Origin of the sequence: Cytobacillus sp. IB215665 (genome assembly GCF_033963835.1) — a bacterium.
In the GTDB taxonomy this organism is placed as follows: domain Bacteria; phylum Bacillota; class Bacilli; order Bacillales; family SM2101; genus Nanhaiella.
The window spans coordinates 186,706-212,236 of the sequence record NZ_JAXBME010000002.1; the positions used below are offsets into that span (position 1 = coordinate 186,706).

A 25,531-nucleotide genomic window follows, 5' to 3' on the forward strand; every position below is an offset into this window, starting at 1 on the left:
ACCTTGAAAAAGTTTGTGACAAACGGAGTTGAGAATATGCTACATCAATTTTCTAGAAATGAATTAGCGATTGGGATAGAAGGATTAAACATTTTAAAAAATAGCACAGTGGCAGTACTTGGAATTGGTGGTGTAGGTTCATTTGCAGCTGAAGCACTAGCTCGATCTGGTGTAGGAAGGCTTATATTAGTTGATAAGGATGATGTTGATATTACAAATGTAAATCGACAAATTCACGCGTTACTCTCAACAGTTGGCAAGCCAAAAGCTGACCTCATGAAGGACCGTATAAAAGATATTAATCCAGAGTGTCAAGTGATTGCGTTGAAAATGTTTTATACAGAGGAGACGTATGAGGAGTTTTTTAGTTATGGAATAGATTTTGTTATAGATGCGTCTGATACGATTTGTTACAAAATCCATTTAATGAAGGAATGCTTGCAGAGAAAGATTCCGATTATTTCAAGTATGGGTGCAGCAAATAAAATGGACCCTACACGTTTTAAAATAGCTGATATTTCTAAAACTCATACTGATCCTATTGCAAAAGTTATTCGAACGAAATTACGTAAAGAGGGTATCCGTAAGGGGATTAAAGTAGTGTTTTCTGACGAGAGTCCTATTGTGATTCGGGAGGATATTCGCAAGAAAATTGTTCCTGATGAAAATACGCCTATTAGAAAAGCTAAAATGCCACCATCATCCAACGCATTTGTTCCATCAGTAGCAGGGCTAATAATGGCAAGTCATGTGGTTACTGAACTGTTAACAGATATACCAATTAAACGAGTAAATCAGGGTTAAACATACTCTACATTTAACGGAGCTCGACTTGGACCTTCGCGTTTCGACAATGACAAAAACGTGGTCTAAAGATAGACCACGTTTTTTACTTAGCTAATTGTTCTAAATTTCCGTTTTTATCCATTCTGAAAGCCGGAGATGGTCTTTCTTCATTATCATCAAATAAAACCATTTTACGTGCTCGATCCATAATTTGTACTAATGCTTGATAGTCTTCTTGTATCATAGATTGCTTTTCCGACATTTTTTCAAGCTTTATAACTAGTTCTTTATTTTGCTTTGAAAGAGTTTGGTTTTCTTGTTGTAATTGTACATTTTCTTGCTGCAATCTCATTGAATGTTGATCTTGTACTTTAAGTTCTTTTAAATAAGAAATGCAATCTTCTAGAGATATTGAATTTGATCCAGCTGATGATTCTATAGATGGCACTGATGTACTCACTGGCGTAGTCAACAACTCTGTCGTGAACTCATTATTTAGATTATAGGTCTCTACTGGATTGCTATCATCAACTGTAGTAATCTGTGGTAGTGAAATTGTACTAGGAAGCTCATCTTGCTTCTTTAATCTGTCTAACGCTCTCTTTCTTTCTTTTCTTTGTTTTTTCGCAATGGCGATAGCTTGATCATACTTTCCTCTTACTTCCGCGTTCCACCGAAATCCACAAGCAGCAGAAGTTCGGTTAAGCTTATCACCTACTTCTTCGAAGGCTAATAACTGAGTTCCACCTTCACGAATATAGCGAAGTACTGTTTCTGCGAGTAATAGGTCTTCTTCATGAGACCATGCATCTTGACGAACTTTCACATAAACACTCCTATCTTCTGAAAAATTTAATTTACTATATAGTAGATTTTCTATTAATAGAATGGACGGCTATTATAATTTTTATACATTTACTAGTTTTTTTAAGTATCAAAAGATGTAAAAAGTGGGAAATATGAGTTTAATAATATATGTGAAATTATTCACAATGTCGTCAAATTTATTGTAACTATTCACAACATATCGATAGTATAATAAACGTGTAAGATAGTTAGTTAATAAATTTAGTAAAAAACGTAAAGTAACAAGTAAGTAGCTTTTTTTTAACATTCACATGTGAAAACATTCACAAACTTTTAGCAAGAAATTAGGAGGAGTTTCAAATGGCTGTTGAAGAAAAAGTATTAAAACAACAACAAGATGTTACAAAAATGATTAATTCTTTAGTTGATCGTGGTTCTAAAGCGTTAAAGGAATTTCGCAATTATGATCAAGAAATGATCAATGACATAGTAAAAGAAATGGCTTTAGCAGGATTAGATCAACATATGCAATTAGCTAAGCTAGCAGTTGATGAAACAAAACGTGGTGTTTATGAGGATAAAATTATTAAAAACATTTTTGCTACAGAGTACATTTATCATAACGTTAAATATGATAAAACTGTCGGCATTATTAATGATAATGAACACGAAGGTGTAATCGAAGTTGCAGAGCCAGTTGGTGTTGTTGCTGGTGTAACACCAGTGACAAATCCAACATCAACAACGATGTTTAAAGCAATTATTGCAATTAAAACTAGAAACCCAATTATTTTTGCTTTCCACCCATCTGCACAAAAATGTAGTAGTGAAGCTGCAAGAATTCTTCGTGACGCAGCAGTAAAAGCAGGAGCACCTGAAGGTTGTATACAATGGATAGAAACGCCATCTATCGAAGCAACAAAACAATTAATGAATCATGATGGGGTTGCGATCGTCTTGGCGACAGGTGGTCCAGGGATGGTTAAATCAGCGTATAGTACTGGTAAACCTGCGTTAGGTGTAGGTGCTGGTAACGTACCGTGTTATATTGAAAAATCTGCTGATGTGAAACGTTCTGTAAATGATTTAATTTTATCAAAAACATTTGATAATGGCATGATTTGTGCTTCTGAACAAGCTGTTATTATCGATAAAGATATTTATGATGAAGTGAAAAAAGAAATGATATATCATTCTTGTTACTTCTTATCAGAAAACGAAAAGAAAAAAGTAGAAAAACTTGTTATTGATGAAAACAAATGTGCAGTTAATCCAAATATCGTTGGTAAACCAGCTTATGAAATCGCCAAAATGGCTGGTGTAGAAGTACCAAAAGATACTAAAATTCTAATCGCTGAATTAAAAGGTGTAGGTGAAGCTCACCCACTTTCAAGAGAAAAGCTTAGTCCAGTACTAGCTTGTTATAAAGTTAATAATACAGAGGAAGGGATTACTCGTGCAGAAGAAATGCTAGAGTTTGGAGGTCTAGGTCACTCTGCTGTAATTCATTCTGAAGACCAAGAAACAATAGAAACTTATGGGAAACGTATGAAAGCATGCCGTGTCATTGTGAATGCTCCATCTTCACAAGGTGCAATCGGAGATATTTATAATGCATATATTCCTTCATTAACATTAGGATGTGGATCTTACGGCAAGAACTCTGTATCTTCAAATGTTGGAACAGCGAACTTATTAAATGTAAAAAAAATTGCGAAAAGGAATGTCAATATGCAATGGTTTAAGCTTCCACCAAAAGTTTACTTTGAAAAGCATTCTACTCAATATTTAGCAAAAATGCCTGAAATCTCAAAAGCTTTGATTGTAACGGACCCAGGTATGGTGAAGCTTGGCTATGTTGATAAAGTTCTTTATTATTTACGTAAACGTCAAGATTACGTCCATTGTGAAATTTTCTCAAATGTTGAGCCAGATCCATCTATTGAAACAGTTATGAAGGGTGCAGAAATGATGAAAGAATTCCAACCTGATGTCATCATCGCACTTGGTGGTGGATCAGCGATGGATGCTGCAAAAGGAATGTGGTTATTTTACGAACACCCAGAAACAACGTTCCATGGCTTAAAACAGAAGTTTTTAGACATCCGTAAACGTACGTTCAAATATCCTAAACTAGGAAACAAAGCTAAATTTGTTGCAATACCAACAACTTCAGGAACTGGATCTGAGGTAACACCATTCTCTGTTATTACTGACAAGAAAAACAATGTCAAGTATCCGTTAGCAGATTATGAATTAACACCAGATGTTGCAATCGTAGATCCACAGTTTGTTATGACAGTTCCGAAGCACGTAACTGCTGATACTGGTATGGATGTTTTAACACATGCGATTGAAGCTTACGTTTCTAATATGGCAAATGATTATACGGATGGTTTAGCGATTAAAGCTATTCAACTAGTATTTGAATATTTACCAAAAGCTTATCATAACGGTGCAGATGAACTTGCTAGAGAGAAAATGCACAATGCATCTACGATTGCAGGTATGGCATTTGCAAATGCCTTCTTAGGTATTAATCATAGCTTGGCACATAAAATGGGTGCAGAGTTCCATATTGCACATGGTAGAGCAAATACATTATTAATGCCGCATGTTATTCGTTTCAATGCAACAAAACCGAAAAAGTTTACAGCATTCCCTAAATATAAACATTTCATAGCTGATCAACGTTATGCTGAAATTGCTAAAGCATTAGGTTTACCAGCACGTACAACTGAAGAAGGTGTAGAGAGCTTAATCCAAGCGGTAATTAAATTAGCGAAAGAACTAAATATTCCTATGAGTTTACCTGAAAATGGTGTAGATAAAAAAGAATTTGAGGAAAAAGTGGCAATTTTGGCAGACAGAGCATTTGAAGATCAATGTACACCAGCAAATCCAAAGTTACCATTAGTTACTGAATTAGAAGAAATTTATCGTCAAACATTCAAAGGAGTATAATCTGGGGGGATTAGGATGAACAGGTTGAGTACGATTCCAACGGAAGTTGCTTGGAAGAACTTCAAAGAAGGAAAATGGCTGGATTCCATAGATGTACGAGATTTTATTCAAACAAATGTTACACCCTATACGGGCAAGGAAGATTTCCTTGCCCCCCCAACTCTAAAAACCACTCAACTTTGGGATAAAGTATTAGAGTTGATGAAAAAGGAACGGGACAATGGTGGTGTACTTGATATTGATACACGGACAGTATCAACCATTACTTCACATGAGCCAGGATATATTGATAAAAATCTTGAAAGCGTTGTAGGGCTCCAAACGGATGAGCCATTAAAACGTTCCATCCAACCTTTTGGTGGTATCCGTATGGTAAAAGATGCTTGCAAGGCTTATGGGTATGATCTCGATACAGAAGTAGAGAAAACGTTTACTGAGTATCGAAAAACACATAATCAAGGAGTCTTCGATGCTTATACTCCAGAAATGAGGAAGGCACGTAAAGCTGGTATCATTACTGGGTTACCAGATGCATACGGGCGAGGAAGAATTATCGGTGATTATCGCAGAGTAGCATTATATGGTGTCGACCGTTTGATGGAAGAAAAAAGCAAGGCTCATGCTCGATTAGAGAATGATTTAATGAGCGACACAGTTATCCGTGATCGTGAAGAGATTTCTGAACAATTTAGAGCATTACAAGAGTTGAAAGATATGGCTGCATCATACGGGTATGATATATCAAAACCTGCAGTACACGCTAGGGAAGCAATTCAATGGCTATATTTTGCATACCTTGCAGCGATAAAAGAACAAAATGGCGCTGCGATGAGTCTCGGTCGTGTATCTACATTTTTAGATATATATTTTGAAAGAGACTTGCACAATGGGGTTCTAACTGAATCAGAAGTCCAAGAATTAGTTGATCATTTTGTAATGAAGCTACGTCTTGTGAAATTTTTGCGTACTCCTGATTATAACGAGTTGTTCAGTGGTGACCCGACGTGGGTAACAGAATCAATTGGTGGTATGAGTCTTGACGGACGTCCACTCGTTTCCAAAACATCATTCCGCTTCCTACACACGCTTGACAATCTTGGACCAGCTCCTGAACCTAACTTAACAGTACTTTGGTCGACTGAGCTTCCAGATCATTTCACAAGATATTGTTCAAAAATGTCAATAAAAACAAGTTCCATTCAATATGAAAATGATGATTTAATGCGTAAAGAATACGGTGATGATTACGGTATTGCATGTTGTGTTTCTGCCATGAAAATAGGTAAACAAATGCAGTTTTTTGGAGCACGTGCTAACTTGGCGAAGGCATTACTATATGCAATTAACGGTGGGATAGATGAAAAATTAGGTGTACAAGTTGGACCAAGCCTTGATCCAATTACTTCAAATATCTTAGATTATGAAGAAGTATTGAAAAACTATGATGCAATGTTAAATTGGCTAGCAAAGCTTTATATGAATACCTTAAATATTATACATTACATGCATGATAAGTATTCTTATGAGCGTATTGAAATGGCACTACATGATGAGGAAATATTACGTACTATGGCTTGCGGCATCGCTGGCTTATCGGTTGTAGCAGATTCTTTAAGCGCAATAAAATACGCAAAAGTAAGACCTATTCGAAATGAATATGGAATCGCGGTTGATTTTGAAATTGACGGAGATTATCCACAGTTCGGTAACGATGACGATCGTGTTGACACGATTGCAACAGAGTTAGTTGAGACATTTATGAATAAACTTCGTCTGTATCCGACGTATCGTTCTTCTGTTCCGACACAATCTATATTAACTATAACCTCAAACGTTGTGTACGGGAAAAAAACAGGTACAACACCTGATGGAAGAAAAGCAGGCGATGCGTTTGCACCGGGTGCCAACCCGTTACATGGACGTGATAAAAATGGAGCGTTAGCATCATTAAACTCTGTTGCAAAGCTTCCTTATGAAGATTGTCTAGATGGAATCTCTTGTACATTTTCAATGGTACCAAATTCTCTAGGCAAAGAAGAGCAAACGAGAATCAATAATCTTGTTTCTATCTTAGATGGATATATGGCACAACATGGTCACCATATAAATGTTAACGTGTTTGAACGTGAACAGTTACTTGATGCAATGGAACATCCGGAAAAATACCCACAATTAACAATACGTGTTTCAGGTTATGCTGTGAATTTTATTAAATTGACACGTGAACAACAAATTGAGGTTATAAATAGAACATTCCATGAAAATATGTAAGTAAAAAAAGGGAGAATTAAAATGGCGTATTATTTAATTCTCCCATTACATATTTATTTTTTGTTTTAGGCAGTATAGATGGCGTTTTGCATGTAATCATTGAGGTATTAAAGTTTACTTTCCATCAAATAGATCTTTCAGCCGTTCATATACTTTAGCGTATTGTTTTTCTTGTCCACTTTGTTTAGGCTGAAAGTACTCCTTACCCTTTAGCTCATCAGGAAGATATTGCTGCTGTACCCAGCCGTTAGGATAATCGTGAGGATACTTATAACCAATTCCGTGCCCCATCGATTTAGCTCCTTTATAATGCGCATCTCGTAAATGTAAGGGGATTTCACCTGTGTAACCTTTTCTAACATCTTCTAGTGCCATATCAAGAGCTTTATATGCACTGTTTGTTTTCGGAGATAAACATTGATCTACAACGACGTTAGCTAATGGAATTCTTGCTTCTGGTAAGCCGAGTCTTTCAACTGCTTCGCATGCATTAACCGTTCTTACTGCTACTTCTGGAGCAGCGAGAGATATGTCTTCATAGGCAATGACAATTAGTCTTCTACAAATTGATGTTAAATCTCCACCCTCTATTAACCGAGCTAAATAATGAAGTGCTGCATTTACATCGCTACCCCTAATACTCTTTTGCAAGCAAGATAATAGAGAATAGTATAAATCACCTTTCTTGTCGTGAGAAAAACCTTTATTTTCAACACATTCCTCTACTGTTTTAATAGGTACGGTGATTTTTTCCACGTCTACCTTTTTTGATGCAATGACTACATCTTCTAGAATATTTAATGCTGAGCGCGCATCACCGTTAGTTGATTGAGTAATTATTTCGAGAGCTTCATCAGCAATTTCAATGTCTAAGCTACCTAAGCCTCTTGTTGAATCAGCCAATGCTCTTAATAGTAATGTCATCATATCCTCTCTAGAAATACGTTGTAATTCTTTTATTTGACCGCACCTGCTTCTAATCGCTGGATTTACATCATGAAAGGGGTTCTCAGTAGTTGCGCCTATTAAAGTGATTAAACCTTTTTCAACATGAGGTAAAAGATAGTCTTGCTGTGCTTTATTAAACCGATGAACTTCGTCGATAAATAAGATTAAACTTCCTTCAACTTCGGCTTGTCTAACAGCATTTTCTATATCTTTTTTGCCTGCTGTAGTTGCATTAATAGCAACGAAGGGCATATTTACTGTTCCGGCAATTGCTTTGGCAATCGACGTTTTCCCAATACCAGGTTCTCCATATAACAATATTGAGGGCACATGTTCATTAACTATCATTTTATATAACGCCGTTTTTGGTCCAATTATATGTTGCTGGCCAACAATTTCGTCTAAATTCCTAGGGCTCATTCGAAATGATAACGGGGATTCAACCAATGACTCGAATAACAAAGTGATCATCTCTCCTACTTTTTGGAATCTTTGTTCTTGTTCTAGGATGTTAATATGTATTACAATACACTATTATGGTATAATGGCAAATGCTTAATATTAAATATGTAGACTCTTTTCGTAAGCATTGATGGTTTAAGTATAAAGTGATTTTATTCTATTGGCATATTTTAATGAAGAAAAGGTGCCACGAATAGTGATTAACGAATTGTACGTACAACAATGCATGCGAGAAAAGCCGTCTGTAACTTTACAATGGTTAGCTGTCAACCATTTTATGATATAAATTTTGATTGTGAACGGGACTAAATGACTTCGACAATGTCAGTCCTTGCACCATCGGCTAGCGGTAATAAGCTAATACGACAAGAAGTCGATCTTAAATCGATTCTCGTAGGTTCGTCTTATGCTTATAACCAGGATCAAGATGCCAATTTCACCGTTGCCCACAGGCGTGGGGAAATCTAGTGTCTAAGCATTTCTTATTTGTGGAGGGATATAAAGGATGAAGATTTCGACTAAAGGTAGGTATGGACTTACAATAATGATTGAATTGGCCAAGAAATACGGTGATGGGCCTATTTCATTAAAATCTATCGCTAAAACTCATGATCTATCCGAACATTATTTAGAGCAATTGATTGCTCCTTTACGCAATGCCAGGCTAGTAAAAAGTATTAGAGGAGCGTACGGTGGATATGTGTTAGCGGATGATCCAGCAAAGATAACTGCTGGTGATATTATTAGAGTTTTAGAGGGACCAATTAGTCCAGTTGAGGTTTTAGATGATGAAGAGCCTGCCAAAAGGCAGTTATGGATACGAATTCGTGATGCTGTGAAAGATGTCTTAGATAATACTACACTAGAGGATTTAGCAAGTTACAGTGGTGGAGATCAAGAATCTTACATGTTTTATATATAAGTTGTTTGCGCATTTCATGAAGTCTAGCTACAACAGCGCCTATTCCCTTAAGGTTCGAGGTTGAGCATGTCGCTTGCGCATTTCATTTAAGGAGGAATACAATGGAAAGAATATATCTTGACCATGCGGCAACTTCTCCAACTCATCCAGACGTTGTTAAAGAGATGAGCCCATATATGAGTGAAATTTTCGGCAACCCTTCTAGTATTCACTCCTTTGGCAGAGAAAGTCGACAAGCCATAGATGATGCTAGACAAACAATCTCTGCTAGTATTGGTGCGAAGTCAACAGAAATTATTTTTACGAGTGGTGGTACGGAAGCAGATAATTTAGCTCTAATTGGAGTTGCATTAGCAAATAAACATCGAGGTAACCATATAATTACAACTAAAGTTGAGCATCACGCTATTTTGCATACTTGTGAATATTTAGAAACCCAAGGCTTTAAGGTTACGTATTTACCAGTGCAGGAAAACGGAAGTGTTTCTATTGAGGATGTAAAGGCATCATTGACAGATCAAACAATTCTTGTGTCAATGATGTTAGCTAATAACGAAGTTGGTACAATACAACCAATTAAAGAGTTAAGTGAAATTGTAAGAGCAAATGGTGCGTATGTTCATTCAGATATAGTACAGGGGTATAATTTGTACCCTATTAATGTCGATGATCTTGGTATTGATTTATTATCAGTTTCAGGGCATAAAATTAACGGCCCAAAAGGTGTTGGGTATTTATACGTTCGTTCTGGAGTGAAAATTACTCCAAGCGTACATGGTGGTGAACAAGAAAGAAAGAGACGGGCAGGCACTGAAAACGTGGCGAGCATTGTCGGTCTTAAGCATGCTGTTCAATTAAGCGACAAAGGCAGGAATGAACGCTTTGAGTTATATAGCAGCTATAAAAAACAAATGATAGATATATTCAAACGAGAAGAAATTGATTTTAGCATCAATGGAGATCTTGAATTGACTGTACCAAACATATTAAATGTTAGTTTTGCAGGAGTAAGTGTCGAGGCTTTACTCGTTAACTTAGATCTTATTGGTATTGCGGCTTCCAGTGGCTCGGCTTGTACTGCCGGTTCTGTTGATCCATCGCATGTTCTAGTAGCGATGTTTGGGAAAGATTCGGAGAGGATACAATCTTCGATCAGATTTAGTTTTGGTTATGGAAATAACGAGGAAGAAATTAGAAAAGCAGCATATGAAATAACAAAAGTTGTGAAACGACTAACAAAATATTAAACATTATTATATAAATGAGGTGAAAGTAATGAGCAAAGCTCCTAACGATACTCGTGTTGTTGTCGGTATGTCGGGTGGGGTCGATTCTTCGGTTGCTGCATTGCTGTTAAAAGAACAAGGTTATGATGTAATTGGTATTTTTATGAAAAATTGGGATGATACTGATGAAAATGGTGTTTGTACAGCAACTGAAGATTATAACGATGTCATTCAAGTATGTAATCAAATTGGTATTCCCTACTATGCAGTTAATTTCGAAAAACAATATTGGGATAAAGTATTTACTTACTTTTTAGATGAATACAAAGCAGGTAGGACACCTAACCCAGATGTAATGTGTAATAAAGAAATTAAATTTAAAGCCTTTTTAGATCATGCACTAGCTTTAGGAGCCGATTATGTGGCGACGGGTCATTATGCAAGAGTTGCATATCGTAATGGAGAATATAAAATGCTCCGTGGGCTAGATGAAAACAAAGACCAAACTTATTTTTTAAATCAACTAGGCCAAGAGCAACTTTCTAAAGTACTCTTTCCACTTGGTGAAATTAATAAAAGCAAGGTTCGTGAAATAGCCCAACAAGCTGGATTAGCAACAGCAACGAAAAAAGATAGTACGGGAATTTGCTTTATCGGTGAACGCAACTTTAAAGAATTTTTAAGTAATTATTTACCTGCTCAGCCTGGAGAAATGCAAACATTATCAGGTGAAATCAAAGGAAAGCATGACGGTTTAATGTATTATACGATTGGCCAACGTCATGGCTTAGGTATTGGAGGAAGTGGTGAACCTTGGTTTGTAGTAGGAAAGGATCTAGAAAATAATATTTTATACGTTGATCAAGGTTTTCATAATGATTTATTGTATTCGGACGCAATTTTAGCTACGAATATTAGTTGGGTATCCGATCGTGAAATAACAGATACACTAAAATGTACTGCGAAATTTCGTTATCGTCAACAGGACAATGCTATTACAGTCCAAAGAATAGATGATAATAATATCAAAATTATTTTTGATGAACCTATTAGAGCAATAACTCCAGGACAGGCAGTTGTTTTTTATGATGGAGACGAGTGCCTAGGTGGCGGAACCATTGATATTGTATACAAAAATGGCGAAGAACTAGATTATGTGTAGTAATATATTATAGAAAAAGCTTCACCTCCGCTTATGCAGAGGTGAAGCTTTTTAGGTGCAATACAACCTCTTGTAATTATACGTTTTAGTAACAATAAAATTCTGTTATGATTGATGGGTTTACAACTTTGATGAACGTAACAGTGCCATCAAAGTGTATTGAGGCACTAGTATCATTCCTATGCTATACTAATAGCTAATTGGAGGTTTTAAAAATGGTTGATAATAATAAGCTAGGAATTCAATATATGCAAGAAGGAAAATATGAAGAAGCTGCAAAGGTATTTAATCAAGCTATTGAAGATTCACCAAAGGATCCGATAGCATATATTAATTTTGGGAACTTGCTTTCTGCCTTAGGTGAAAATGAAAAGGCGATAGCTTTTTTTAATAAAGCAATTGAGCTTGATGAAAATAATGGTGCGGCTTATTACAGCACTGGTAACTTACACTACAATAATGAAAAATATGCAGATGCAAAGAATATGTTCGAAATAGCCATGAAAAAAGGTTTAACAAACTCTGATACTTATTTTATGCTAGGGATGTCGTTGTTACAATTAGATCAACCCAAACTTGCTTTACCTTATTTTCAAAGAGCAGTTGAACTAAATGTCGATGATGCCGAAGCAAGGTTTCAATACGGCTTATGTCTTGCGAATGAAAATCTAATTGATCAAGCTATGGAACAGTTTCAACAGGTTATTCATTTAGACCCTAATCATGCGGATGCATTTTATAATTTAGGCGTTGCGTATGCATTTAAAGAAAATGGTGAGGAAGCTTTAGCAATGTTTAATAAGGCATGTGAGATTCAACCTGATCATGTATTAGCTGCTCATGGAAAAAAAATAATAGAACAAACTTAATGTTTTCATAATAGATTTTATTCATTGCTAGTAATGTTTCTAGAGCAATTAAACGAGAAGTGTTTTGGTACTTTTAGCATCACTATATAAAGGAAAGATGCCACGAAATGAGTATGAAAAGTAACAATCCAAACGTAGATAACTTAATAATATTTTATGTTTAATTCCAACTCTATAAGTGGTGTTTTTCAATTAGTTGCAGTACTGTAACAAAGCCCTGATTGTTAGCTGTTACAGTTTATTTGGACGTGCTTTTATATAGTGTTTTTAGATCAAATGGCTACTCATAACTTATATATATACGATTCGTAATGAAAGGAGGGAAATGATGCTGATGGAGCAACAGGGAGTGCTGGATTTGTATAATGAAGAGCAAAAGTATATGAAGGGTACACATCTAGTCACCATCTTTCACAATGAAGCCAATCTATATTCTGTCGTTCGCATACGATTGCAGGAAACGAACGAACAATATACAGAAAAAGAAGCAGTTGTCACAGGTTATTTCCCTCGTATCCATGAAGATGAAACATATATCTTTTTTGGTAAACTGAAGGAGCATCCTAAGTTTGGCGTGCAATTTCATGTCGATAGTTTCAGGAAAGATCTTCCTCAAACGAAGCAAGGGATTATACAGTATTTATCAAGTGATTTATTTCAAGGAGTGGGTAAAAAAACAGCAAGCAAGATTGTCGATGCATTAGGTGAAGCTGCGATCTCAACAATATTACAAAATCCTTCGGCTCTTGAAAAGGTACCTAAACTTTCAAAAGATAAAGCTCAACAAATAGTTGACACGTTAAAAGAACATCAAGGTCTTGAACAAATAATGATTGCGTTATCTCAATATGGATTCGGTCCGCAATTATCAATGAAGATTTATCAAGTATACAAAGATGAAACATTACAAATTATCCAAAACAATCCTTACCAGCTAGTGGAAGATGTTGAAGGGGTTGGCTTTAGTAGAGCGGATGAGCTTGGGTATATGTTAGGTATCTCTGGCAATAATCCACACCGTATTAAGGCAGGTTGTCTTTATATGCTTGATCAGCAATCAATTCAAGAAGGGCATACATATCAATACTTACATCAATTAAATAAGGATGTAAAAGAGTTACTAGAAGAAAATAAGCGTGATTCCATGGATGAAGAAGATATCTCTCGGATTATTACTCAACTGTCTGAAGAAGATAAAATTATTGTTGAAGAGGATAAAATTTACAGTCCTTCATTATTCTTTTCAGAAAAAGGACTTGTAACAAATATTGGTCGAATATTGAGTCAAACTGAATATGAGGATCAATTTCCAGATTCGGAATTCTTATTGTCGTTAGGTAATATAGAAGAATATCTCAATGTTCAGTATGCACCATCTCAAAAAGAGGCAATTCAAAAAGCCTTATTATCACCAATGCTTTTACTAACCGGAGGACCTGGGACTGGGAAGACGACAGTTATTAATGGAATTGTAAATGTATATGCGGATTTACACGGCTGTTCGTTAAACCCTAGTGATTATAATAAAGAAAACCCATTTCCAATTCTACTCGTTGCCCCTACAGGTAGAGCTGCAAAGCGCATGAGTGAAGCTACAGGTTTAAAAGCTGTGACGATACATCGCTTATTAGGTTGGAATGGAGTCGATGGATTTGAACATGATGAAGATAACCCAATTGAAGGAAAATTGTTAATTGTAGATGAAATGTCAATGGTTGATGTTTGGCTAGCGAATCAACTATTTAAGTCATTACCTGAATCTATTCAAATGATAATTGTTGGAGATGAGGATCAATTGCCATCTGTTGGACCAGGGCAAGTATTGAAGGACTTATTAGATGCTAATATTATTCCAACCGTTCGTCTAACTGAAATTTATCGACAGTCAGAAGGATCCTCAATCATAGCGCTTGCTCATGACATTAAAAAAGGTCAATTGCCACTAGATATTGTTTCACAAAAAACTGATCGATCTTTTTTACCATGTAGACCTAATCAAGTACTTGATGTTGTATCAAAGGTTGCACAAAGTGCAAAAGAAAAAGGATATAGTGCAAGGGATATCCAAGTTCTAGCACCCATGTATCGTGGGCCTGCAGGTATTGATCAATTAAATAAAATGCTACAAAGTATGTTTAACCCTCCGTCAGATCAAAAACGTGAAATGTCATTTGGCGATGTAGTATATAGAATTGGCGACAAGGTGTTGCAACTCGTCAATCAACCAGAAAGTAATGTTTTTAATGGAGATATGGGTGAAGTTGTCTCAATATTTTACTCCAAGGAAAATACTGAAAAACAAGATATGGTTATTGTATCTTTTGAGGGAAATGAAGTTACTTATACAAAACAAGATTTGAACCAAATCACCCACGCATATTGTTGTTCCATACATAAGTCTCAAGGTAGTGAATTTCCAATTGTTATTATGCCAGTTGTAAAAAGCTATTACCGCATGCTAAGGAGAAATTTACTATATACAGGTATTACAAGAAGTAAAAAATTTCTAATATTATGTGGTGAAGAACAAGCTTTTCGACATGGAGTTAGTCGTAATGATGATGGTATAAGACAAACAACATTATGTGAAAAATTAATAATGGCTCATGAAGATGAAATTGACAACGAAGATGACATTCCTTTTATTGTACAAGAAGAAAAATTAATGGAAAACGTTACACCTTATGATTTCATGGATGATTGAGTAACCTATTAATGTTCGGGAAGGTGGGATATCTTTGCGGACATTTTCCTTATTAAAAGGGTTACCAGTTTATTCACATGATGGCAAACAGCTTGGTAACGTTGTTGATCTATTAGTTCAAGAAGATGGAAAGGTCGCATCAATCGTTGTTGAAGGTAAAAGGCTTTTTCAGAGAGATACTTTTATTCCAATAGAATCAGTTTTATCTTTTGAAAAAGATGGGATTACGATTAACAGCTCTACAACAAAACATTCGATACGCCAAGAGAAAAATACACATTACTTAAACACACACCATAGCTTAGCAAAAAAATTTGTGAAATCTGAAAATGGGGAAGTTCTTGGAATATTAGAAGACGTATTTTTCCAAGAAGAATTGGGCACAATAGAAGGGTATAAAATAACAGATGGTTTCTTTTCTGATATAAGTGATGGAAAAAAAGTAATTAAAAGCAATGACTTTACCGTTAACAAAGATACCATCATTTTAAAAGCTAAGCGGAAATAAAGAGGTGTCGTTTGATGTTAATGTGTCCAAATTGTAAAAATAAAGATCTTGGTAAAATTGGTGTGAACCAATATTATTGTTGGAACTGTTTTATAGAGATGTCAGTAAACCAAGGTATCATTAATACCCATCAAGTTGAAGAAGATGGAACGCTTAGTTCATTGGATGACCTCTTTGGAGAAGAAGATCGTACGATAAATTTGTAATTGACTCTTTCATTAAGGAGGACAATATGAACAGAACAATTACTGCTTCATTGGTTGCATTAGGTATGGGGGTAGCAGCATACCAAGTGAATCAAAGAAGTGACATAATGTCTCCAAAAAATATAAAGAAAATGAGAAAGAAAGTTGCTAAGATGCTTTACTGACTAAAAGGGGCTGATCCAATTACGGGTTCTGCCCTTTTTTAAAGTTGATATTTCGTAACGATCAGAATTTAATTAGAGGTGGGTTATAGATGAAGGACATTCGATTAGTATGGATTTATCGCTTACTTCTCTTCTTATTAATGTTTGTATTGTTATACGTTTTTATGAAGCTTGCACCGATTTGGAAACCAACGCTAAAGATGATTGCAATTGTAATTACCCCTTTTGTTATTGCTGCATTTATTACTTACTTACTTCATCCCATTATTGAAAAAATCCACCATCATGGAGTTCCCAGGTCTATTGCTATTTTACTTATATATACTTTGTTCTTTGGAGGAGTTGGTTTTGGTTTATATAAAGGAGTACCAATTATTATTGAACAGCTAAAAGACTTAAGTGAAAATGTACCAATATTTATCGAGACGTATCGAGATTGGATTGAGGAAATTCGTGATCAAACATCCCATTGGCCAAATGGATTTCACGATAGAATTGAGGAAGGGCTACAATCAATTGAGAAAGAGAGTGCATTACTAGTTACAAAGTTATTAAACAGTATGAAACGATTGCTGAACTATATTATTTTAATTGCTATCATTCCGTTTTTAGTTTTCTATATGCTTAAAGACTACCCAGATATAAATAAGGCAATATGGTACATAACACCAAAGAAATTTCGCACTCCTGGGAAAGAGTTTTTAAAAGGGGTTGATGAATCACTTGGTAATTACATTAGAGGGCAACTTTTTGTGTGCTTTGCGATCGGAATTATTGCAACAATTGGTTTTTGGTTAATCAAAATGAAATACCCTTTGTTACTAGGAAGCATCATAGGGGTTACTAATATTATTCCGTATTTTGGACCTATTATTGGTTTAGTTCCAGCCGTAATTATCGCGGCGACTATCTCAATGAAAATGGTTATATTCGTATCCGGTTTAGTGCTTGTTTTACAATTTATTGAAGGTAATGTATTATCACCACTAATTGTAGGAAAAAGCTTGCATATGCACCCTATCGTTATAATGTTTGCATTGTTAGTTGGCGGAGAGATTGCGGGTGTATTAGGTTTAATAATTGCTGTTCCTTTTTTAGCGATACTAAAAGTGACGATACTTCATGCCAAAACATATTTAATGAATCATTGACAAACAAGTTTTGCTTGTCTATAATTCGCATTATAATACGGAAAACGATGACGGATCGAGTATGTTATAGTCCACCTTACGTAATTATAAAATCAGAGAGGAATTTCCCTTTAGGCTGAAAGAAATTCTAGGTGAAGGATAACAGAAAGCTAATCTTGAGTGCAGATAAACCCTGCCGTTTTGCCACGTTACGGCTTATCATGAGTGATGAACAAACATATTTTTCTGTAAGGCGCTTGTCATTTAACAGAAATGGTGAGGAATTTACGCTTTTTGAAATTGTTCATAATCAGGGTGGTACCGCGAGTATAACTCTCGTCCCTGCTTTTGGGATGGGAGTTTTTTATATTTTTGAGGCTGTTTTCGCATGGAGTTGATTTTCGAATTAGTAATTAACACGTACACCACTATCGTTCGTGGCATCTTTTCTTCTTAAAAAAATGTCCAACGTATTAAACCTATTTACTTTGCTAGTTTGGTGCCATTAGCAACATAGTTTTCGAAAAGAGCCATTATTAAAGAGTATTCAATTAGTAAAATATTTTTTGTCAGTGCTTTATTGAACAATTTATAAAAAGGAGATATTAACATGAAGAAACTAAACTCTGCAGAAGTACGCCAAATGTTTTTAGATTTTTTTCAGGAAAAAGACCATGCAATAGAACCAAGTGCTTCATTAGTGCCACATGAAGACCAAACGCTGTTATGGATAAATAGTGGTGTTGCTACATTAAAGAAATATTTTGATGGCAGAGTTATTCCAGATAACCCTAGAATTTGTAATGCTCAAAAATCAATTAGAACAAATGATATCGAAAACGTTGGGCAAACAGCTCGTCATCATACTTTCTTTGAAATGTTAGGAAATTTTTCTATAGGAGATTATTTTAAAAATGAAGCAATTCATTGGGCATGGGAATTCTTAACAAGTGATAAGTGGATAGGGTTTGATCCAGAAAAGCTCTCTGTCACGATCCACCCAGAAGACGATGAGGCGTTTGAAATATGGAATAAGGAAGTTGGTGTTCCGAAAGAACGTATTATTCGATTAGAGGAAAATTTTTGGGATATTGGTGAAGGACCAAGTGGACCAAATACAGAAATTTTTTATGATCGCGGAGAGCAATTTGGGAATGATCCCAATGACCCTGAATTATTTCCGGGTGGAGAAAATGAGCGTTATTTAGAAGTATGGAATTTAGTATTTTCACAATTTAATCATAATCCTGATGGATCTTATACTCCCCTACCAAAGAAAAATATTGATACAGGTATGGGACTTGAACGCATGTGTTCAATTATCCAGGATGTTCCTACCAACTTTGATACAGATCTTTTTATGCCAATTATCGAAGCGACAGAGAATATCTCAAATGAAAAATACCGTCAAGACAGTTCAAAAGATGTTGCATTTAAAGTAATTGCTGACCATATTCGCACGGTTACGTTTGCTGTAAGTGATGGTGCACTTCCATCAAATGAAGGAAGAGGTTATGTATTGCGCCGTTTATTACGTCGAGCTGTGCGTTACGCAAAGAAAATTAATATCCAACGACCGTTTATGTTTGAGCTTGTACCAACCGTAGCAGAAATCATGGTTGATTTTTACCCGGAAGTAAAGGCTAAGACTGAATTTATCCAAAAAGTTGTGAAAAATGAAGAAGAACGTTTCCATGAAACACTTAACGATGGCTTATCGATTTTAGCTAGTGTAATTAAAAAAGAAAAAGAAAATGGCAGTGATATAATTTCTGGAACAGATGTGTTTCGTTTATATGATACATACGGTTTTCCAGTTGAGCTTACTGAGGAATATGCAGAAGATGAACATATGAAGGTTGATCATGCAGGATTTGAAAAAGAGATGGAGCTCCAACGTGAACGAGCCCGTGCTGCTCGTCAAGATGTTGATTCAATGCAAGTGCAAGGCGGAGTGTTAGGTGACGTTAAGGTTGAAAGTAGCTTTGTTGGATATGATAAAACAAAAGCTGAAAGTAAAATTGAAATAATTGTTAATGATGGTGACTTTGTTGAACGTATAGAACAAGGGCAAGAGGCACAAATTATCGTGGATAAAACACCTTTTTATGCTGAAAGTGGTGGGCAGATTGCTGACCAGGGATTATTTGAAAATAAAGATACTGTAGTAAAAGTAAAAGATGTTCAAAAAGCTCCAAATGGACAAAATATTCATCATGTTATCGTTGAAAAAGGAACACTACAAAAAGGTCAAGCATTTGAAGCGATAATAAATGAAGAAAAACGGTCAAATATTATTAAGAATCATACAGCTACTCACCTTCTTCACCAAGCGTTGAAAGATGTATTAGGAAAACATGTTAATCAAGCTGGTTCATTGGTAAATGCTGATCGTCTGCGATTTGACTTTTCACATTTTGGTCAAGTGACACAGGAAGAATTGGATCAAATTGAGTCCATTGTTAATGAACAAATTTGGAAAAGCATTGCAGTTCAAATTGACTATAAGTCACTTGATGAAGCAAAAGAGATGGGTGCAATGGCACTTTTCGGTGAAAAATATGGAGAGGTTGTACGTGTTGTTCAAGTTGGTGACTACAGTTTAGAGCTATGTGGTGGTTGCCATGTACCGAATACTTCGGTCATCGGTTTATTCAAGGTCATTTCAGAATCAGGTATTGGTGCTGGAACAAGGCGTATAGAAGCCGTTACGGGTCAAGGAGCATATCAAGTGATTAATGAGCAAGTTCAGTTATTACATGAAGCTGCAAACAAATTAAAAGTAAATCCGAAGGATGTTACGAGCAGAATTGAAACTTTGACATCCGAATTACGTATGCTTCAGCGTGAAAATGAATCCTTATCGGCAAAGCTAGGAAATATTGAAGCAAGTAATTTAGTCAATGCAGTTAAAGATGTGAATGGAGTTTCGGTTCTAACGAGTATTGTAGATGCAGCAGATATGAATAATTTACGCTCAATGGTTGATGAATTAAAACAAAATTTAGGCTCAGCCGTTGTTGTCTTAGGTGCTATTACTGATGATAAAGTGAATATAGTAGCCGGTGTTACAAAGGATTTGATTCAAAAGGGCTACCATGCTGGCAAAGTAGTCAAAGAAGTAGCTACACGCTGTGGCGGTGGTGGTGGTGGTCGACCTGATATGGCACAAGCAGGTGGAAAAGACCCGAATAAACTTGAAAGTGCATTAAACTATGTTGAAGAATGGGTTAAATCCGTTTTATAATTTATAGATTTAGTGTACAATGTAAGTATGAAAAACTTGACAGATTCAACAGTCGGATCTTGAGGGTGAGGTGCATATAATGAGCTCGTTCGATAAAACAATGCAATTTAATTTTTCAGAAGAACCTGTCGAAACAAATGTAAAAGATGTACTGTTTACAGTTTATGATGCTTTGCAAGACAAAGGTTACAATCCAATTAACCAAGTTGTAGGATATTTATTATCTGGCGATCCTGCCTATATTCCTCGTCATAAAGACGCTAGGAACATTATAAGACAAATTGAACGTGATGAATTGATTGAGGAGTTAGTTAAATCTTATTTAGAGCATCACCGTAAGGAGTAAGTATATGCGAATCCTTGGATTAGACGTCGGTACTAAAACGATAGGGGTAGCTGTAAGTGACGAAATGGGTTGGACTGCCCAAGGTATCGAAACAATTAAAATCGACGAAGAGAGAAATGAATTTAGGTTGGACCGTCTAAAAGAACTCATACAACAATATGAAGTTCAGAAAATTGTTGTCGGCTTTCCTAAAAATATGAATGGTACAGTTGGTCCAAGGGGCGAAGCTTGTATAGCATTTGCTAAATTGATTGAAGAAACATTTCAACTTGAAACCCAATTATGGGACGAGCGTTTATCTACGATGGCTGCTGAACGTGTATTATTAAGTGCAGATGTTAGTCGTAAGAAAAGAAAAAAAGTCATTGACAAAATGGCAGCAGTGATGATTTTACAAGGATATTTGGACAGTAAAAACTAATGAGGTGAAAGTATGACACACAACGAAGATCAAATAACGGTAGTAGATGAAAACGGAAATGAACAGCTATGTAAAGTGTTATTTACATTTGAAAATGCTGAATTTGGTAAATCATATGTACTATATTATCCAGTTGGAGCAGACCATGATGAAGATGAGGATATAGAAATTCATGCATCAAGCTTTGTTCCGAGTGATGACAATAAAGATGGTGAATTACAGCCTATTGAAACTGATGAAGAGTGGGATATGGTTGAAGAAATGCTAAATACATTCCTTGATGAAAACGAAGATGAAGCGTAAATTTAGTTATTATTACAGATAAGGATCAGGCTGACTCTAATTGTAGCTCTTTAGCTGCAAATTAGAGTCGGCCTGATCTATTTTAACAGATAAAAAAGTGAGATTTCTCTGAACTATATTTCCTGCATGATGTTTATCATTATTTACGGTTCTTTTCGTATAAAATTAGTGCCATAAAAAGTGGTTTTGTATGTTAGTCATCGTTTTACAGAAGAAAAGATGTCACGAAAGCTATATGTATACGTGCGTATATATCATACATCTATGCGAAAACAGTCTTTTTTATACACATGGCTTTACACCTGAAAGTCACTTTATCTTTTTTCCTGAAGGCAAAATGCATTCAAATGAATGACCTCAAGTGCTTGTCTAGGATGAGTGATGCACTTATGTTTTCTGAAAATTACGATTACATTATTATTTTACGATAACACTTAACTCATTTTACCTGTTAAGATTAGAATAATTTTGTAAGCAAATGGCGAATGATAAAAAAAATGTAGTATAATAGTTCGAGTGAAAGGAGGACACGATATGTCTGAGAAAGAAACACGTAATGAAAAGCAGGAAAAAATTATAGAACAACATAAAGAAGCTAAAATTGTTAGAAGAATTGTACTTGTTATCACCTTAATTTTATTAATTGTAATAGCTGGAGTTATTGGAGGCGGCTATGTATATATAAAATCAGCTCTACAACCGGTAGACCCGGAGAATAAGGAAACTGTTAATATTACGATACCGATTGGTTCTTCATCAACTGCTATTGCAAATATATTAGAGGAAAACGGTCTTATAAAAGATGCTAAAATATTTCGCTATTATATTAAGTTTAAAAATGAATCAGGTTTTCAAGCTGGAGACTATGAATTGAGTCAGTCAATGACTTTTCAAGAGTTGATCGATAGTATTAAAACCGGTGTAGTTATACAAGATGTTGTTTTTAAAGTAACGATTCCTGAAGGTAAACAACTATCACAAATCGGTAAAATAATTGCAGAGAAAACGAATTATTCTGAAGATGAAGTGATGGCAAAACTTACAGACAAAGAGTATATAGCAACGCTTCAATCTCGCTATCCTGATCTCTTGACGGAAGAAATTCTAGGTGAAAATATTAAATATCCCCTTGAAGGATATCTCTTCCCAGCAACTTACGATTTTTACAAAGAAGATCCTTCTATTGAGGATATTGTAGAAAAAATGTTAGCTAAAACACAAGAAGTATTATTAACTTATGATGCAGAAATTGCAGGGTTAGGAATGTCTGCACACACAGTCTTAACAATGGCATCATTAATTGAAGAGGAAGCTACAGCAAAAACTGACAGAGAACAGATATCTAGTGTATTTTACAATCGAATGGATATTGGTATGCCGTTACAAACCGACCCTACAGTGTTATACGCATTAGGAAAGCATAAGGAGCGCGTACTATACGAAGATTTAGAAGTGAATTCTCCATATAACACTTATATGCATGCTGGTTTACCTCCTGGTCCGATTGCTAATGCAGGGGAAATGTCTATCATTGCTGCATTGAATCCAGCAAGTACAGACTACCTATATTTCTTAGCAGCTCCATCGGGAGATGTCTTTTATGCAAAAACACTTGAAGAACATAATGCTCTAAAAGCACAATATATTACGAATGACTAAGAGATCGAAAAATTATATGTATAAAAAATGGTAATTAAAGGGGAGGCGGAGAATAATTCGCAATCCCCTTGTTGTTATGGTAAAATATATCGAGTTGTTGGGAGTTCTTTTGTCGAACTCTTCTTTTTTTAAGGCTCTTTTCGAAAAGTTTATTGCTTTTGTTACTAAATTAGAATTGTAAGAAGTGGTTTTATAAGTTTGTATCGTTTTAAAGATGCAAAGATCACACGAACGTTAGATGTAACGAGTTTATATTCTTAGTACGAAAACAACAATTAACGCGAAAACAGTCTAATGGAAAAATGATAATCTAGAGGAATGAGGTAGCATAGCGTGGATGTCGAGCTAGTGAATACCTATTTAGAGAGTCTCGTAAAAGAGAGGCCCCCTTTAATACACGAAATGGAGCAGTATGCAAATGAGCACCATGTCCCGATAATGGAGCTCGTTGGAATAGAAGCAATACTACAAATATTACGTATTGCGCAACCCAAAAAAATTTTGGAAATTGGAACGGCGATTGGCTATTCTGCTATAAGGATGGCATTAACTTTGCCACATGCAGAAATTGTAACGGTTGAACGTCATAAACAAAGATATGACACTGCACTTGATTTCGTAAAAAAGAGCGGACGTTCAAAGCAAATAGATATTTTATTTGGCAATGCCCTTGAACTAGAGGAACAAGTGAAACATAGAGGTCCATTTGATTTGTTATTTATAGATGCAGCAAAAGGGCAATATAAACGTTTTTTTGAAATGTATAGCCCTATGCTCTCACAAGATACAATAATCATTACTGATAATGTTTTATATAAAGGTTTTGTAGCTTCCAAAATTGATACAGAAAATAAGCGTACTAATCAACTTATTAGCAAAATAAGAAATTATAACGAGTGGTTAATGAAGAACCCTTTATATGACACAACTATATTACCAGTAGGAGATGGCATGGCAATTAGTAAGCGAAGAGGTGACTAAAAAATGAAGATACCAGAATTATTAGTTACCCCTACTTGTGTGGAAGATATTGAACCACTTATTCAAGCAGGGGCTGATGCTTTTATTATAGGTGAACAAAGGTATGGTTTAAGATTAGCTGGGGAATTTAGTAGAAATGATATTAAAGAAGTAGTACAAATCGCCCATGTGAAAAATAGAAAAGTATATGTAGCTATGAATGGCATATATCATAACGACAAAATTGGTGAACTACCAGACTACATTTCTTATTTAAATGAAGTTGGGGTAGATGCAATTGTCTTCGGTGATCCTGCTGTGTTAATGACTGTGAAAGAGATCGCACCAAATATGAGGTTGCATTGGAACACAGAAACAACAGCTACTAACTGGTATACATGCAACTATTGGGGAAGAAAAGGTGCTGAACGTGCTGTCCTAGCTAGAGAGTTAAATATGGATGCGATCCTTGAAATGAAGGAACATGCGAAAGTGAAGCTAGAGGTACAAGTCCATGGTATGACATGTATGTTTCATTCAAAACGTTCATTGATTGGTAACTACTTTGAATTCCAAGGTAAGTCTATGGAAGTAAAGAACGATAGTAATAATAAAAATTTATTTCTACACGATAATGAAAGAAACAACAAATATCCAATCTTCGAAGACACAAATGGAACACATATTATGAGTCCAAATGATATTTCTATAATAGATGAGTTAGAAGAAATGATTGATGCTGGAATAGATAGCTTTAAAATTGATGGAGTATTAAAATCACCTCAATATTTACTAGAGGTTACAAGAAAATATCGATATGCGATGGATTTGTGTGCCAAAGATCGAGAGCAATACGAAGAACAAAAAGACCAGCTTATTGAAGAAATTGAAAAGATACAACCCCAGAATCGCCCGTTAGATAGTGGGTTTTTCTTCAAAGAAACAGTTTATTAAAGAAAAGCGGAAGCGCCTCGTTCATTCCCGACAAGCACTGGAGTCAAATCACAAGAAGGCGTAGTTTGCCTTCGTGTGATTAGACGAAGTGACCTCGAGGGAATAGGCGTTGGAGCTAGACAAGAGAAAAGCGGAAGCGCCTCGTTCATTCCCGACAAGCACTGGAGTCAAATCACAAGAAGGCGTAGTTTGCCTTCGTGTGATTAGACGAAGTGACCTCGAGGGAATAGGCGTTGGAGCTAGACAAGAGAAAAGCGGAAGCGCCTCGTTCATTCCCGACAAGCACTGGAGTCAAATCACAAGAAGGCGTAGTTTGCCTTCGTGTGATTAGACGAAGTGACCTCGAGGGAATAGGCGTTGGAGCTAGACAAGAGAAAAGCGGAAGGCACATGCATATCGGTGACAAGCATAAGAAAAGTCGCAGGAAGGTTGTTTTTATAACCATCTTAGCGGCTTGGCTTATGACTCCAAGGAGATAGGTGCTAATGCTAGAACAAAAGAAAAGCTAGACA

22 protein-coding genes and 1 other annotated feature are annotated in these 25,531 nt (G+C 35.7%); of the genes, 20 read left to right on the forward strand and 2 right to left on the reverse strand.

What is annotated here, in order from left to right; translation table 11 throughout:
• Positions 1-36: 36 nt before the first annotated feature.
• Entirely contained in the window at positions 37-804 is a 768-nt protein-coding gene (locus SLH52_RS02870) for a tRNA threonylcarbamoyladenosine dehydratase (protein ID WP_320207789.1), read from the forward strand.
• Between the two features lie 85 nt (positions 805-889).
• Here the strand turns inward: SLH52_RS02870 and SLH52_RS02875 are convergent, their stop codons facing one another.
• Positions 890-1,612: an RsfA family transcriptional regulator gene (locus SLH52_RS02875; protein WP_320207790.1), complete on the reverse strand. Its 723-nt coding sequence runs from the start codon at positions 1,610-1,612 to the stop codon at positions 890-892.
• Between the two features lie 341 nt (positions 1,613-1,953).
• Between SLH52_RS02875 and adhE the strand changes: the two genes are divergently transcribed.
• Positions 1,954-4,557 carry a bifunctional acetaldehyde-CoA/alcohol dehydrogenase gene (gene adhE, locus SLH52_RS02880; RefSeq protein WP_320207791.1) on the forward strand — a complete coding sequence of 868 codons (2,604 nt, stop codon included), beginning with the start codon at positions 1,954-1,956 and terminating at the stop codon, positions 4,555-4,557.
• Between the two features lie 15 nt (positions 4,558-4,572).
• The gene (gene pflB, locus SLH52_RS02885; protein ID WP_320207792.1) at positions 4,573-6,828 is read left to right on the forward strand and encodes a formate C-acetyltransferase; all 2,256 of its coding nucleotides are present in this window, start codon (positions 4,573-4,575) and stop codon (positions 6,826-6,828) included.
• Positions 6,829-6,942: 114 nt separating this feature from the next.
• Here pflB and SLH52_RS02890 read toward each other — a convergent pair whose 3' ends face one another.
• Complete coding sequence (locus SLH52_RS02890; RefSeq protein ID WP_413785482.1) at positions 6,943-8,238, reverse strand: replication-associated recombination protein A; 1,296 nt, start codon at positions 8,236-8,238, stop codon at positions 6,943-6,945.
• Positions 8,239-8,743: 505 nt separating this feature from the next.
• Between SLH52_RS02890 and cymR the strand changes: the two genes are divergently transcribed.
• The 17 genes from cymR to SLH52_RS02975 all read left to right on the forward strand — a co-directional run bounded on the left by cymR (position 8,744) and on the right by SLH52_RS02975 (position 25,498).
• Positions 8,744-9,160: a cysteine metabolism transcriptional regulator CymR gene (gene cymR / locus SLH52_RS02895; protein WP_320207793.1), complete on the forward strand. Its 417-nt coding sequence runs from the start codon at positions 8,744-8,746 to the stop codon at positions 9,158-9,160.
• Positions 9,161-9,261: 101 nt separating this feature from the next.
• A complete protein-coding gene (locus SLH52_RS02900; protein WP_320207794.1) occupies positions 9,262-10,407 on the forward strand; it encodes a cysteine desulfurase family protein in 1,146 nt (381 codons plus the stop codon).
• A 28-nt stretch (positions 10,408-10,435) separates the two neighbouring features.
• Positions 10,436-11,548 carry a tRNA 2-thiouridine(34) synthase MnmA gene (gene mnmA / locus SLH52_RS02905; RefSeq protein WP_320207795.1) on the forward strand — a complete coding sequence of 371 codons (1,113 nt, stop codon included), beginning with the start codon at positions 10,436-10,438 and terminating at the stop codon, positions 11,546-11,548.
• Between the two features lie 215 nt (positions 11,549-11,763).
• Entirely contained in the window at positions 11,764-12,417 is a 654-nt protein-coding gene (locus tag SLH52_RS02910) for a tetratricopeptide repeat protein (RefSeq protein WP_320207796.1), read from the forward strand.
• Positions 12,418-12,751: 334 nt separating this feature from the next.
• Positions 12,752-15,121: an ATP-dependent RecD-like DNA helicase gene (locus tag SLH52_RS02915; protein ID WP_320207797.1), complete on the forward strand. Its 2,370-nt coding sequence runs from the start codon at positions 12,752-12,754 to the stop codon at positions 15,119-15,121.
• 34 nt (positions 15,122-15,155) lie between these two features.
• On the forward strand, positions 15,156-15,629 hold the full coding sequence (locus SLH52_RS02920) for a PRC-barrel domain-containing protein (protein ID WP_320207798.1): 474 nt from the start codon (positions 15,156-15,158) through the stop codon (positions 15,627-15,629).
• A gap of 14 nt (positions 15,630-15,643) precedes the next feature.
• Entirely contained in the window at positions 15,644-15,835 is a 192-nt protein-coding gene (locus SLH52_RS02925) for a hypothetical protein (protein WP_214480395.1), read from the forward strand.
• A gap of 26 nt (positions 15,836-15,861) precedes the next feature.
• Complete coding sequence (locus SLH52_RS02930; protein WP_320207799.1) at positions 15,862-15,999, forward strand: YrzQ family protein; 138 nt, start codon at positions 15,862-15,864, stop codon at positions 15,997-15,999.
• Positions 16,000-16,088: 89 nt separating this feature from the next.
• Positions 16,089-17,150 carry an AI-2E family transporter gene (locus SLH52_RS02935; protein WP_320207800.1) on the forward strand — a complete coding sequence of 354 codons (1,062 nt, stop codon included), beginning with the start codon at positions 16,089-16,091 and terminating at the stop codon, positions 17,148-17,150.
• A 38-nt stretch (positions 17,151-17,188) separates the two neighbouring features.
• Positions 17,189-17,476: a binding site (T-box leader), on the forward strand.
• A 263-nt stretch (positions 17,477-17,739) separates the two neighbouring features.
• Complete coding sequence (gene alaS, locus SLH52_RS02940) at positions 17,740-20,376, forward strand: alanine--tRNA ligase (RefSeq protein ID WP_320207801.1); 2,637 nt, start codon at positions 17,740-17,742, stop codon at positions 20,374-20,376.
• 79 nt (positions 20,377-20,455) lie between these two features.
• A complete protein-coding gene (locus tag SLH52_RS02945) occupies positions 20,456-20,722 on the forward strand; it encodes an IreB family regulatory phosphoprotein (RefSeq protein ID WP_214480390.1) in 267 nt (88 codons plus the stop codon).
• Between the two features lie 4 nt (positions 20,723-20,726).
• Positions 20,727-21,143 carry a Holliday junction resolvase RuvX gene (gene ruvX, locus SLH52_RS02950; RefSeq protein ID WP_320207802.1) on the forward strand — a complete coding sequence of 139 codons (417 nt, stop codon included), beginning with the start codon at positions 20,727-20,729 and terminating at the stop codon, positions 21,141-21,143.
• Positions 21,144-21,155: 12 nt separating this feature from the next.
• Complete coding sequence (locus SLH52_RS02955; RefSeq protein ID WP_320207803.1) at positions 21,156-21,446, forward strand: DUF1292 domain-containing protein; 291 nt, start codon at positions 21,156-21,158, stop codon at positions 21,444-21,446.
• 534 nt (positions 21,447-21,980) lie between these two features.
• Positions 21,981-23,105, forward strand: a complete 1,125-nt coding sequence (gene mltG / locus SLH52_RS02960) for an endolytic transglycosylase MltG (protein WP_320207804.1) — start codon at positions 21,981-21,983, stop codon at positions 23,103-23,105.
• 333 nt (positions 23,106-23,438) lie between these two features.
• The gene (locus SLH52_RS02965) at positions 23,439-24,086 is read left to right on the forward strand and encodes an O-methyltransferase (RefSeq protein WP_320207805.1); all 648 of its coding nucleotides are present in this window, start codon (positions 23,439-23,441) and stop codon (positions 24,084-24,086) included.
• Positions 24,087-24,089: 3 nt separating this feature from the next.
• Positions 24,090-25,019, forward strand: a complete 930-nt coding sequence (locus tag SLH52_RS02970; RefSeq protein ID WP_320207806.1) for a peptidase U32 family protein — start codon at positions 24,090-24,092, stop codon at positions 25,017-25,019.
• A 233-nt stretch (positions 25,020-25,252) separates the two neighbouring features.
• Positions 25,253-25,498, forward strand: coding sequence for a hypothetical protein (locus tag SLH52_RS02975; protein ID WP_320207807.1), 246 nt, complete (start codon positions 25,253-25,255; stop codon positions 25,496-25,498).
• Positions 25,499-25,531 lie beyond the last annotated feature (33 nt).